Origin of the sequence: Mesorhizobium sp. WSM3860 (assembly GCF_002294995.1) — a bacterium.
In the GTDB taxonomy this organism is placed as follows: Bacteria; Pseudomonadota; Alphaproteobacteria; order Rhizobiales; family Rhizobiaceae; genus Mesorhizobium.
On record NZ_NSGF01000008.1, the window covers coordinates 223,280 to 235,414 of the forward strand.

Genomic DNA, 12,135 nt, shown 5'->3' on the forward strand with positions numbered 1-12,135 from the left:
TTCACCAGCATGCGGCATCGATGCCAGCGAACCTAAATGCCTTGAGGGCTGGAATGGACGTCTTCGACATCCTCGACCGTCTCGTCGCCTTTCCGTCGGTCGCCGGCAAGCCGAACGGCGACATTGCCGGCTGGATCGAGGCTCATCTCGCCGAACAAGGAGCGAAGGTCACCCTCCTGCCAGGACCGGAGGGCGACCGTTGCAATCTTTTCGCCACCATCGGGCCCGCCGATGTCCCGGGCTACATCCTATCCGGCCATATGGACGTCGTCCCCGCCAGCGAGCCGCAATGGAGTTCGGCCCCCTTCGCGCTGCGCCGGGACGGCGAACGGCTTTACGGACGCGGCACCACCGACATGAAGGGGTTTCTTGCCGCCGCGCTCGCCGCTGTGCCTGCGCTTGTGCGGCTGCGCCTCGCCAGACCGATCCACCTGGCCTTCTCCTACGATGAGGAGATCGGGTGCCGGGGCGTGCCCCACTTGATCGCCCGCCTGCCCGAGCTTTGCGCCAAGCCGCTCGGCGTCATCGTCGGCGAGCCGAGCGGCATGCGCGCCGTGCGCGGCCACAAAGGCAAGGCGGCCGCCCGCGTAGTCATCAACGGCCGCTCCGGGCATTCCTCGCGGCCGGATCTTGGGCTTAACGCCATCCATGCGATGTCCGATGTGCTGAGCGCCGCGGTGAGTGAAGCGGAGCGGCTCACGCACGGCCCGTCCGACCCAACCTTCGAGCCGGCCTATTGCTCGCTGCAGGCCGGTGTGATCGCAGGCGGCCAATCGGTCAACATCATCCCCGACAGCTGCACGCTCGACCTTGAGGCGCGCGCAATACCGGGCATCGACCCGGCTGGCTTGCTCACCCCGGTCAAGGCGCGGGCTGAAGCCCTTGCCGAGCAAGGCTATGTTGTTGAATGGAAGCTGGTCAGCGCCTATCCGGCGCTGTCGCTGCCGCAAGACTCGGCTCTGGCGGCGCTGCTGGGGGAGCTGACCGGCGGAGCGCCCTTAGCCGCCGTCAGCTACGGGACGGAGGCCGGACTTTACCAAGGCTCCGGGCTCGATGCGATCATCTGCGGCCCCGGCGATATCGGTCGCGCTCACAAGCCGGACGAATATGTTCTCGCCCGGGAGCTCGCCGCCTGCCAGCAGATGATCGAGGCGCTGGGCGCGCGATGCGCGGCCTGAAGGAGCAGCCGGAATGACATTCCTGTTCAATTCCGACGCACGGCGTGGCGCGATCTTCGCCGAGGCCTTCGCGAAGGAGTTGCCGGACCTCCCCTTCGCGATCGATGCCGCGACGGTCGATCCCGACTCGGTGCGCTATCTGATCACCTGGACGGTGCCGGAGAACCTGGCCCGTTACAGGAACCTGGAAATCCTGTTCTCCATCGGTGCCGGCGTCGATCAATTCCGCATCGATGCGGTGCCCGCGCAGGTGAAGATCGTGCGCATGATCGAGGAAGGCATCGTGCGCATGATGCAGGAGTATGTGTCGCTCGCCGTGCTTGCGCTTCACCGCAACCTGCCGGCCTATCTGGCGCAGCAGCGCGCCGGAGAATGGCGCGACATCCCCCAGCCTCAGGCTGCGTCGCGCCGGATCGGCGTTCTCGGCCTCGGACAGCTCGGCCAAGCGGTCCTCGATCGGCTGAAACCCTTCGGCTTCCAGCTTTCCGGATGGAGCCGCTCCCCGCGGCGGCTCGAGGGCGTGACCTGTCATCATGGCGAGCTTGGGCTGGAGCAGATGCTGGCGGCCAGTGACATACTGATCTGCCTGCTGCCGCTAACCGAGGATACGCGCGGATTTCTGAACGCCGGCCTGTTCGCTAAACTGCCTGACGGGTCGGCGCTCGTTCATACGGGTCGAGGCCCGCAGCTCGACCACGACGCGCTTGTCGCCGCGCTCGATAGCGGCCATCTGTCGTCGGCGATGATCGACGTGACCGATCCCGAACCGCTGCCCGCGGGACATCCGTTCTGGTCGCATCCGAAGATCATCCTGACTCCGCACATAGCCAGCGTCACCCAACCCGCGACCGCTGCGCAGGCCGTCATCGTCAACATAAAGCGTCACCGCGCCGGGCTCGATCCCATCGGGCTCGTCGACCGGTCGCGCGGTTATTGAAACTCAACTGGAAAGGCCCATCCTTTGTCCCTGCTCAAGTCCATCGATATCAACCCAAGCTTTTCGCCCCGCGAATCGAACGCGTTGCCAGAGCGGCTGATTGCCGGCAATCCCGCCTTCAAGACCTGGGCGCAGGACGTCGCCAAGGACGACCTTGTCCATACCGGCGTCTGGGAGGCCACGCCCGGCGAAACGCGCTCCATCAAGGGGGAGACCTTCGAGTTCTGCCATATCCTCGCCGGCGTGGTCGAAATCACGCCCGACGCCGGCGAAACGGTGACCTACCGGGCCGGCGACAGCTTCGTCATGAAGCCGGGCTTCACGGGTGTTTGGAGGACCATCGAGACCGTGCGCAAAATCTACGTCACGGTGGGCTAGCGACCCGTCTGCGCAGGCCATGACCTCCGCCGAAGATTTTGCCGTCTCTTGTCCCAAGCACGCAACATTCGTCGGCAGCGGATCACCGAACAGCGCATGCTGCGTGTCGGCACGGGCTAGGCTCAGGCCGATGCTGCCGAGTGGTTTGCCCATGAGCCTGAGCTTCGATCCCGATACAGTCTCCCTTCCCGTCGGCCACTTCATCGATGGGGAGCTGATTTCGGCCGAGGGTGCGGTCGAGATGCGCCGTCCGTCCGATGGCAAATCCTATGTCGCTTGTCCCGTGGCCGGTGCGGACTTGGTGGACCGGGCGGTGGAAAGCGCCAAGGCGGCGCTGAAAGCGAGCAACTGGGGCGGCGTCCGGCCGCGCGAGCGCACCAGGGCGCTCCACGCCTGGGCCGATCTGATGGAAGCGGAGGCCGAAACGCTCGCCAGGATCGAGGCGCTGTGCTCTACGCGGCCGGTTGGCCAGCTCGTCCCCGGCGACATCGCCGTGACCGCCGAACAGATCCGCTTCTTCGCCGAGTTCGCCGATAAGGAAGGCAGCGAACTCGCGCCGACCGACGACGCCAGTCTCGGCATGATCATGAGCGAACCCTATGGCGTGGTCGCCGCGATCACACCCTGGAATTTTCCGATCTCGATGGCCGGCTGGAAACTCGGCCCGGCGTTGGCCGCGGGCAATGCAGTCGTGCTGAAGCCGTCGGAAATGACGCCTTTCTCGACCCTCTATATGGCGCAGCTCGCCGTCAGAGCCGGTCTCCCGGCAGGACTTATCAACGTGGTGCTCGGCGACGGGCCGACAACCGGAACAGCGCTGACCGGCCACGCGGAGATCGCCAAGGTCAGCTTCACCGGTTCGACCCGCGCCGGCTCGGCGATCATGGAGAACGTCGCCCGCACCGGCGTTAAGCCGATGACGCTGGAGCTCGGCGGCAAGAGCCCGCAGCTCGTCTTTGCCGACGCCGATCTCGACAAGGCGGCAGCAGCAATCGCCGGCAGCGTCACCTTCAATGCCGGCCAGGCCTGTGTGGCCGGCACGCGCCTGATTGTCGAGAAGAGCGTGGCCGACAGGCTGACGACTGCGATCATAGAGAAGATGAAGGCGGCCCGGCCCGGCCCGACCTGGGACGAGACGACGCAGTATTCGCCGATCATCTCGGAACGGCAGCGTGCGCGCGCCGACGGCATCGTCCGGGCCGCGGTCGAGGCCGGCGGCGAATGCCTGACCGGCGGCACCTCCATGGACAGCCCCGGTTATTTCTACGAACCGACGCTGATCGCCAATGTCGGCCAGGCCAATCCTGCGATCGTCGAGGAAATCTTCGGCCCGGTCCTGACGGTTCAGACCTTCGAGACCGAGGAAGAGGCGCTGGCGCTGTCCAGCCATCCGACCTACGGACTGGCTTCCGGCCTGTTCACCGCCGATCTGTCTCGCACGATCCGTGTCGCGCGCAAGCTCGAAGCGGGCACCGTGTGGGTCAACCGCTACAGCCGCTCGCGCGACCACATCCTGCCGACCGGCGGCTACAAGCGCTCCGGCATCGGCAAGGACCTTGGCCGCGAGGCCTATCTCGCCAACCGCAGGACCAAAAGCGTCCTGATCAGCCTGTGAAGAGAATGCCGATGAAGACCTACTCGATCGCCCTGATCCCCGGTGACGGCATCGGCCGCGATGTGACCGCCGCCGCCTGGACGGTGCTGGAAGCGGTGGCCAAGCACTCCGGCTTTGCCCTGACCGGAACCGAGTTTCCATGGTCCTGCCGATTCTTCAAGGAAACCGGCCGCATGATGCCGGAGGACGGCATAGAGACCTTGCGCCGCTTCGACGCCATCCTGCTCGGGGCGGTCGGCTGGCCGACGGAGGTGCCGGACTCCGTCTCGCTTCACGGGCTGCTGCTGCCGATCCGCAAGGCATTTGTGCAATACGCCAACATCCGGCCGCACCGCCTGCTGCCGGGCGTCACGGGCCCGCTGCGAGCCGAGAGCTTCGACATATTGTGCATCCGCGAAAACACCGAAGGCGAATATTCGGGCGCCGGGGGCCGCGTGCATCAAGGCACTCTGGACGAGGTCGCGGTGGAAACCTCGATCTTCACCCGGGCCGGGGTCGAGCGCATCCTGCGCTTCGGCTTCGAGCAGGCACGGGCGCGGCGCGGCAAGCTGGCTTCCGTCACCAAGTCCAACGCGCAGAAATACTCGATGGTGTTCTGGGACGAGATCACGCGCAAGCTGGCCGCCGACTATCCGGACGTCGACGTAACCAGCTATCACGTCGATGCGCTCGCCGCGCGGATGATCATGGATCCGCAGAGCCTCGACGTGGTCGTCGCTTCCAATCTCTTCGGCGACATACTGACGGATATCGGCGCCGCGATCCAGGGCGGGCTCGGCTACGCAGCTTCCGCCAACATCAACCCCGACCGCTCGGCGCCGTCGATGTTCGAGCCGGTGCACGGCTCCGCGCCCGACATCGCCCACCTCGGCATCGCCAACCCGATCGCCGCCATATGGTCCGGCGCAATGATGCTCGATCATCTGGGCGAAAAGGACGCAGCCGGCCGCGTCATGAACGCGATCGAAGCGACAACGGCACGAGGGGTGGGAACCACGGCCGGCAATGATCGTACGGACGCCATCACATCAGCCGTTGTCGCGGCGCTCACCTGATTTGCGAGGTCGTTTTCGATGAAAAGCCTGAAAGACAAAAGTCTCTTCCGCGAGGCCGGCCTGATCGGCGGCAAATGGGTCGCGGCAGGTTCCGGCAGAACGGTCGATGTGATCGATCCGGCAACACAGACATCGATCGGCACAGTGCCCGACATGGCTGGTCCGGAGGCCCGCGCGGCCATCGAGGCCGCGGCTTCCGCCTATCGGGATTGGAAAAAGAAGACCCATGCCGAACGCGCCGCCTTGCTGGAGGCCTGGCATGGTCTGATGCTTAAGCATCTGGACGATCTCGCGCTGATCCTGACCACGGAACAGGGCAAGCCGCTGGACGAGGCCAAAGGCGAGATCCGCTACGGCGCGTCGTTCGTCAAATGGTTCGCCGAGGAGGCGCGCCGGATCAACGGCCACACCATTCCCTCGCCTACATCAGACCGCCGCATCATCGTCCTGAAGGAACCCGTCGGCGTGTGCGGCATCATCACGCCGTGGAACTTTCCCAATGCGATGATCACCCGCAAGGTCGCGCCGGCGCTGGCCGCCGGCTGCACCGTGGTCATCAAGCCGTCCGAGTTCACGCCCTATTCGGCGTTGGCGCTCGGCGCGCTCGCCGAACGGGCGGGTATTCCGGCCGGCGTCATCAACATTGTCACCGGCATGCCGGCCGAGATCGGCAACGAGATCATGGCGAACGAGACCGTGCGCAAGATCTCCTTCACCGGTTCGACCAGGGTCGGCTCGCTGCTGATGCGCGGAGCGGCCGACAGCGTGAAAAGGCTCAGCCTCGAACTCGGAGGCAACGCGCCCTTCATCGTCTTCGAGGACGCCGATCTCGACCTCGCCGTCGAAGGCGCGCTCGCGTCGAAGTTCCGCAATGGCGGCCAGACCTGTGTGTGCGCCAACCGCATCCTCGTTCAGGCCGCAGTCTATGGCGCCTTCGCCGCCAAGCTCAGCGCCCGCGTCAATGCGTTGACGGTGGGACCGGGCACGCAGGCCGGCGTCGCCATCGGGCCGATGATCAACATGGCGGCGGTCGAGAAAATCAATCGGCACGTTGAGGACGCGCTTGCCAAAGGCGCGACGATCGTCACCGAGACGCCGGTGCTGCCGGAGGGTCCTCAATATGTCGCGCCGCTGGTGCTGGCCGGTGCGACAAATGAAATGGAACTCGCCGGCGAGGAAACTTTCGGTCCGGTCGCACCGCTTTTCCGTTTCGAGACGGAAGAGGAAGCGGTCGCGCTGGCCAACGGCACGCCTTACGGGCTTGCCTCCTACTTCTACACCGAGAACCTGAAGCGCGCCTGGCGCGTCGGCGAGGCGCTGGAGTTCGGCATGGTGGGGCTCAACACCGGCTCGGTTTCGATGGAGATAGCCCCCTTCGGCGGCGTCAAGCAGTCCGGCCTCGGGCGCGAGGGCGCGCAGGCCGGCATCGAGGAATATCTGGAAATGAAGAGCTTCCACATGGGCGGGCTGGGCTAAACCCCAGCCCCGATCACTGGATCCGGTCGAGCGCCTTGTAGTAGAGACCGACCACCGGCAGGAACCAGGGCTTGCCGGAATAGCCGGGAATGGCAGGCCACTCGAGCCCCTTCAACGGATTGCGGTCCGCGCGACCAAGCATGGCATCGGCCATGATCATGCCGAGATGGGTGGAAAGCTGCGCGCCGTGGCCGGAATAGCCCATCGCGTACCAGACCCCGTCATGGTAGCCGGCCCGCGGGAAGCGGTCCTTGGTCATGTCGACCAGCCCGCCCCAGCAATAATCGATCTCGACCTTGGCGAGCTGCGGGAAAATCGCCGCGAGGCTTGCCCGCAATATCTGTCCGCTCTTGGCATCGGAGCGCTGGTCCGATGTCGCCGAGAAGCGTGCGCGGCCGCCGAAGATCAGGCGCTTGTCCGGCGAAAGCCGGAAGTAGTTGCCGATGTTCATCGAAGTCACGCATGTCCGATTGCCGGGCATGGTCGCGGCGATCTCCGCATCGCTCAGCGGCCGCGTGGCGATGATGAAGCTGCCGACGGAAATGATCCTGCGGCGGAAATAGCCGAAATTCGGCGTCGTGTAGGCGCCGGTCGCCACCAGCACATTGTTGGCGCTGATCCGGCCGCGAGAGGTGGTCAACTCATGCCTCGTGCCGGACTGCCTGTGATCCGTCACCGCCGCATTCTCCTGGATGACGGCGCCATGGCGAACCGCGGCTGTCGCCAGTCCAGCCACATAGCGGCCCATATGCATCATGGCACTCTTCTTCGACAGCATTGCGCCATGGAAGGGCGAGCCGATCTCGGATCTGAGATCGGTCGGCGACAGCAGCGCCGTATCCGGATCGACCTCGGCATGAACGGCCTCGAAGTTGCGGGCGATCGCTTCGAAATGCTGAGGCTTGGAGGCGAGCTTCAGCTTGCCGGCGCGGCGGAAGTTGCAGTCGATGCCCTCCTCGGCGACCAGCGCCTCGATCGTATCGACGGAATCGTCCAGCACCCGGTAGAGCGCGATCGCGCGCTCCTTGCCGAGCTCCGCCTTGGCCGAAAGGTAGCTGTGGGCGAGACCGTTGTTCAGGTGCCCGCCATTGCGTCCGGAGGCGCCCCAGCCGACCCGCTCCGCCTCCAGCACCGCCACCTTGACGCCGGCCTTCGCCAGTTGGCGCGCGGCGGCGAGACCGGTGAAGCCGCCGCCGATGATGGCGGCGTCGTAGTGTCCCTCGACCGGGCCTTGCGCCCCGCCGGAAAAAACAGGGGCGGTGTCGTGCCAGTAGGAGACCAGCTTCATTTGCATCCCGTCAGCTTTAAAGCCCGACCACGCCTGGAAGACCGGAAATGTCGGCGATCTCGACATAGCCGTAATAGGGGTTGGCGGGCTCGTGACCGCGATTGACCCAGACCTTGTTCTTGATGCCGAGATCGTGCGCCGACATCAGGTCGTAGCGGAACGAGGATGAGCAGTGAAGAACATCCTCTGGGCCACAGCCCAGCCTATCGAACATGTATTCGAAGGCCTTGAGGCGTGGCTTGTAGGCCTGCGCCTGTTCGGCCGTGTAGACGGCATGGAATGGCGCGCCGAGCTTCTCGACATTGGACATGATCTGCGCGTTCATGGCATTGGAGAGGATGACCAGCGGAATTTCCTTGGCAACCTTCGCCAGGCCGGCTGGAACGTCCGCATGGGGCCCCCAGGTCGGAACACGCTCATAGACCATCCTGGCGTCGTCCGGGCTGAAGGAGACGCCGTTGCGCTTGCAGGCGCTCTCAAGCGCGTTGTGGACAACGTCGGCATAGGGCTTCCAGTCGCCCAGGATCTCGTCGAGCCGGTAAGCCGCGAAGTTCTTGATGAACTCCTGCATGCGCGGCTCGTCGAGCCGGCGGCCATAGAGGTCACGCGCCGCCTCCGCCATCTGGAAATTGGTCAACGTGCCGTAGCAGTCGAAGGTGATGTATTTGGGCCTGAAAGATGCCATATCCGTCGATCTCCGGTGGAAGCACATCCGCGTTGGGACGTCTTTCATCATAGGCCCGCAGGCAGCGACCCACCTGACCGAAAAGCGCTTCCCGAAAGCAGAAAGTTCCGTATCCGCCATCCGGTTTGGCATGCTGTAGCATCGTGAGCGTCGATGGATGCCGCCGGTCGAGGCGCGAAATGCATCCAGTTCGATAGGCGCCAGCACAAGATGCGGCACACCCCCTGCGCAACGGCGAATGATACTGTCGAAGTCGAAACCTTCAGACGATCTACGGCGCACCGATGACCGAGACTTGCGGTCAGACGGAAAGGTGCCTCATGCAGCAAGGCGAGATCGAACTCCGGGACTTCGGGCCGGACCATATCGAGGGCGCAGTCGCGCTTTCTCGCCAGGAGAATTGGCCGCATCGCCCGCAAGACTGGCAGATGGCGCTGCAGCTTTCGAGCGGCGCGGTTGCGCTCGACGACCAGGGCCGGGTCGCCGGGACAATCCTGGTAACGCCCTACGGCGCCGATTGCGCCATGATCAACATGGTGATCGTCGACAGGAACGCGCGAGGCAAAGGGCTTGGGCGACGGCTCATGGAGCAGGCCTTCGCCCTTGCCGGCGACCGTCCGCTGCGGCTCGTCGCCACGACCGACGGCATGCCCCTTTATGAGAAGCTGGGCTTCGTGCCCTCGGGCACGATTCTTCAGCATCAGGGCAACGTCGCTGCGCTTGGCGCGCCAAAGGGCGTCGAGGCCGCGGGCACCCGCGATCTGCCGGAAATCAAGGCCCTGGACCGTGTCGCCTACGGCGCCGACCGTGAAGCTTTGATCGATGCGCTGGCCGAGCGGGGTGAATTCGCAGTCATCCGCCGCAGTGGCGTCATCGCGGCCTATGCCGCAATCCGCCCGTTCGGACGCGGCGAGGTGATTGGCCCCGTCATCGCGGGAAATGCAGACGACGCCAAGGCCCTGATCAGCTTCTTCGCCGCCTCTCGCCCTGGCGCCTTCCTGCGCGTGGATACCGAAAGCAGGACCGGCATCGCCGGCTGGCTCGCAGAAATCGGCCTCGCCCATGTCGGCGGCGGCGTCGCCATGGACCGTCCGGCCAAAAATGGGCCCGAACAGGCCAGGCCAAAAGTTTACGCCCTCGCCAACCAGGCGCTCGGATAGTCCGGAGGACAACAATGCTCGCCAATTCCCTGATTGAACTCGACCGCGCCCATCTCATCCATCCGGTCGCCTCATATCGCGGCCATGAGGCGCTCGGCGTGCGGGTGCTGAAATCGGCGAAGGGCGCCACCGTGACCGATGCGTCCGGCCGGCAACTCCTCGACGGTTTCGCCGGGCTGTGGTGCGTCAATGCCGGCTATGGTCACGACAGCATCGTCGAGGCGGCGGCCCGGCAGATGCGCGAGTTGCCCTACGCCACCGCCTATTTCGATCTCGGCTCGGAGCCCGCCATCCGGCTCGCCTCGGAGCTGGCCGACCGCGCGCCGGGGGATCTCAATCATGTCTATTTCACGCTCGGCGGATCGGACGCGGTCGACAGCACGATCCGGTTCGTCCGCTTCTACTGGAATGCCAGAGGCGAGCCTAAACGCGACCAGTTCATTTCCATCGAGCAGGGTTATCACGGATCGTCGGTGGTCGGCGCGGGGCTGACCGCCCTGCCCGCCTTTCATGCCGGCTTCGGAATACCTTTCGAATGGCAGCACAAGATCCCCTCGCCCTATCCCTATCGCAATCCGGTTGGCAATGACCCGAACGCCATCATCGCCGCATCGCTTGCCGCGCTGAAGGCCAAGATCGAGGAGATCGGGCCGGAACGGGTCGCCGCCTTCTATGCCGAGCCGATCCAGGGCTCGGGCGGCGTTATCGTCCCGCCGAAAGGCTGGATCAAGGCGATGCGCGAGCTCTGCCGTGAGTACGGCATCCTGTTCATCGCCGACGAGGTGATCACCGGTTTCGGCCGCACCGGCCCCCTGTTTGCCTGCACGGAGGAGGATATCGTTCCCGACTTCATGACGACCGCGAAGGGCCTGACCTCGGGCTATGTCCCAATGGGCGCCGTGTTCATGGCTGATCATGTCTATAACGTCATCGCCGATGGCGCAGGCGCCTCGGCGGTCGGCCACGGCTACACCTATTCCGCCCATCCGGTCAGCGCCGCCGTCGCGCTCGAGGTGTTGAAGCTCTATGAGGAAGGCCTTCTGGAGAACGGCGCCAGGGCCGGCGCCCGCTTGATGGCGGGCCTGTCTGCCTTAAGCGACCATCCATTGGTCGGCGATGTGCGGGGTCGCGGCATGCTTGCCGCGATCGAGCTGGTGGTCGACAAAAAGAAGAAAACGCCGCTTCCAGCCTCGGCCATGCCGGCGCGGCGCGTCTTCGACAGGGCGTGGGACAATGGCCTGATCATCCGCGCCTTCGCCCATGGGGTTCTCGGCTACGCCCCGCCGCTCTGCTGCACCGACAGCGACATCGATGCGATCATCGAGCGCACGCGCCGGACGCTGGACCAGACGCTGGATGACGCCGATGTCCGCCAGGCCCTTGCATGAAGGGCGACGCATTTTTCGCATCTCGAAATATCGCCGCGGCAGACGATTTCGCAATTTTGTGCCGCCACCTCGCGCCTTTTCGGCGAATCCAGCGCGGGGGAAGTGCCAGACTGCTTTTTAAGACAAGGCCAGAAAGCCCAGATTTCCGGGCTTTTGAAAAGGCCGAGGCCCCGGACAGCACGGAATTTTGTTCTGTTCAGCATGAGTAGTTCGGCCCGCGCAGAGGAGAGCCAGTCTTGGCCAGGGGCTTCAACGAATTCAAATACATGACCTTCGATGTGGTCGGCACGCTGATCGACTTCGAAGGCGGCATCACGACCTGCCTGGCCGAGATCGCCGCGGAGGCCGGTGTTTCCATCGACGGCGAAAAAGCGCTGGCCCTTTACCGGCAGGCCCGCTACATGCCCGAAGCGAACCTGTTTCCCGACGATCTCGCGCGTGTCTACATGGTCATCGCACCGCGGCTCGGCCTGCCGGCCGAGGAGAAATACGGCGCGCGCCTGCGGGATTCAGCCAGCGTCTGGCAAGGCTTCTCCGACAGCAGGGCGGCGCTGGCCGACCTTGCGACGTCCCATAAGCTGATTGCCATGACCAATGCCCGGCGTTGGGCTCTCGACCATTTCGAGAAGCAGCTCGGATCGCCCTTTTTTGCCACCTTCACGGCCGACGATACCGGCACGGAGAAACCGGATCCGGCCTTTTTCCAGAAGGTCTTCGATTTCGTGGCGTCCCGCGGCGACAGCAAGGACGACATCCTGCACGTCGCGCAAAGCCAGTATCACGACATCGGCATATCCCGGGCGCTCGGCATGACCAACTGCTGGATCGAGCGCCGTCATGCCCAGAAGGGCTATGGTGGCACGATAGAGCCCGAGCGCTTCACCGTGCCGGACTACCACTTCACCTCGATGGCCGCGTTTGCGGCGGCCGTGCGGGAGAGCCTGAAAGAACGAACCTGAACCCAAGCCCGGAAAA

11 protein-coding genes are annotated in these 12,135 nt (G+C 64.8%); 9 read left to right on the forward strand and 2 right to left on the reverse strand.

The genetic code is table 11. From position 1 onward, the window contains the following. Positions 1 to 53: 53 nt before the first annotated feature. From argE to CK220_RS15785, 6 genes are all read left to right on the forward strand, one after another. Positions 54 to 1,178 carry an acetylornithine deacetylase gene (gene argE, locus CK220_RS15760; RefSeq protein ID WP_095812405.1) on the forward strand — a complete coding sequence of 375 codons (1,125 nt, stop codon included), beginning with the start codon at positions 54 to 56 and terminating at the stop codon, positions 1,176 to 1,178. Positions 1,179 to 1,191: 13 nt separating this feature from the next. Next, complete coding sequence (locus CK220_RS15765; RefSeq protein ID WP_095812406.1) at positions 1,192 to 2,115, forward strand: glyoxylate/hydroxypyruvate reductase A; 924 nt, start codon at positions 1,192 to 1,194, stop codon at positions 2,113 to 2,115. A gap of 24 nt (positions 2,116 to 2,139) precedes the next feature. After that, entirely contained in the window at positions 2,140 to 2,493 is a 354-nt protein-coding gene (locus CK220_RS15770; RefSeq protein WP_095812407.1) for a cupin domain-containing protein, read from the forward strand. 151 nt (positions 2,494 to 2,644) lie between these two features. Further along, complete coding sequence (locus CK220_RS15775; RefSeq protein ID WP_095812408.1) at positions 2,645 to 4,108, forward strand: aldehyde dehydrogenase; 1,464 nt, start codon at positions 2,645 to 2,647, stop codon at positions 4,106 to 4,108. An 11-nt stretch (positions 4,109 to 4,119) separates the two neighbouring features. Next, a complete protein-coding gene (locus CK220_RS15780) occupies positions 4,120 to 5,163 on the forward strand; it encodes a tartrate dehydrogenase (protein ID WP_095812452.1) in 1,044 nt (347 codons plus the stop codon). Between the two features lie 18 nt (positions 5,164 to 5,181). Then, positions 5,182 to 6,639: an NAD-dependent succinate-semialdehyde dehydrogenase gene (locus tag CK220_RS15785; RefSeq protein WP_095812409.1), complete on the forward strand. Its 1,458-nt coding sequence runs from the start codon at positions 5,182 to 5,184 to the stop codon at positions 6,637 to 6,639. 13 nt (positions 6,640 to 6,652) lie between these two features. Here the strand turns inward: CK220_RS15785 and CK220_RS15790 are convergent, their stop codons facing one another. Together CK220_RS15790 and CK220_RS15795 are read right to left on the reverse strand one after the other, a co-directional pair. Next, positions 6,653 to 7,927 (reverse strand): FAD-binding oxidoreductase, encoded by a 1,275-nt coding sequence (locus tag CK220_RS15790; RefSeq protein ID WP_095812410.1) that lies wholly within the window; start codon positions 7,925 to 7,927, stop codon positions 6,653 to 6,655. A gap of 16 nt (positions 7,928 to 7,943) precedes the next feature. Then, the gene (locus CK220_RS15795) at positions 7,944 to 8,612 is read right to left on the reverse strand and encodes a haloacid dehalogenase type II (protein ID WP_095812411.1); all 669 of its coding nucleotides are present in this window, start codon (positions 8,610 to 8,612) and stop codon (positions 7,944 to 7,946) included. 320 nt (positions 8,613 to 8,932) lie between these two features. On the opposite strand from CK220_RS15795, the gene CK220_RS15800 reads away from it, so the two are divergent. The 3 genes from CK220_RS15800 to CK220_RS15810 all read left to right on the forward strand — a co-directional run bounded on the left by CK220_RS15800 (position 8,933) and on the right by CK220_RS15810 (position 12,119). After that, complete coding sequence (locus tag CK220_RS15800) at positions 8,933 to 9,772, forward strand: GNAT family N-acetyltransferase (protein WP_095812412.1); 840 nt, start codon at positions 8,933 to 8,935, stop codon at positions 9,770 to 9,772. Positions 9,773 to 9,786: 14 nt separating this feature from the next. After that, positions 9,787 to 11,160, forward strand: a complete 1,374-nt coding sequence (locus tag CK220_RS15805; RefSeq protein WP_095812413.1) for an aspartate aminotransferase family protein — start codon at positions 9,787 to 9,789, stop codon at positions 11,158 to 11,160. A 236-nt stretch (positions 11,161 to 11,396) separates the two neighbouring features. Next, the gene (locus CK220_RS15810; RefSeq protein ID WP_095812414.1) at positions 11,397 to 12,119 is read left to right on the forward strand and encodes an HAD-IA family hydrolase; all 723 of its coding nucleotides are present in this window, start codon (positions 11,397 to 11,399) and stop codon (positions 12,117 to 12,119) included. The last annotated feature ends 16 nt before the right edge of the window (positions 12,120 to 12,135 follow it).

What these genes read in the sequence shown, in the direction of transcription:
- CK220_RS15780 (WP_095812452.1), top strand. Translation starts at nt 4,120, where the DNA reads ATGAAGACCTACTCGATCGCCCTGATCCCCGGTGACGGCATCGGCCGC.
- CK220_RS15765 (WP_095812406.1), top strand. Translation starts at nt 1,192, where the DNA reads ATGACATTCCTGTTCAATTCCGACGCACGGCGTGGCGCGATCTTCGCC.
- CK220_RS15795 (WP_095812411.1), bottom strand. Translation starts at nt 8,612, where the DNA reads ATGGCATCTTTCAGGCCCAAATACATCACCTTCGACTGCTACGGCACG.
- CK220_RS15775 (WP_095812408.1), top strand. Translation starts at nt 2,645, where the DNA reads ATGAGCCTGAGCTTCGATCCCGATACAGTCTCCCTTCCCGTCGGCCAC.
- CK220_RS15800 (WP_095812412.1), top strand. Translation starts at nt 8,933, where the DNA reads ATGCAGCAAGGCGAGATCGAACTCCGGGACTTCGGGCCGGACCATATC.
- CK220_RS15805 (WP_095812413.1), top strand. Translation starts at nt 9,787, where the DNA reads ATGCTCGCCAATTCCCTGATTGAACTCGACCGCGCCCATCTCATCCAT.
- CK220_RS15790 (WP_095812410.1), bottom strand. Translation starts at nt 7,927, where the DNA reads ATGAAGCTGGTCTCCTACTGGCACGACACCGCCCCTGTTTTTTCCGGC.
- argE (WP_095812405.1), top strand. Translation starts at nt 54, where the DNA reads ATGGACGTCTTCGACATCCTCGACCGTCTCGTCGCCTTTCCGTCGGTC.
- CK220_RS15785 (WP_095812409.1), top strand. Translation starts at nt 5,182, where the DNA reads ATGAAAAGCCTGAAAGACAAAAGTCTCTTCCGCGAGGCCGGCCTGATC.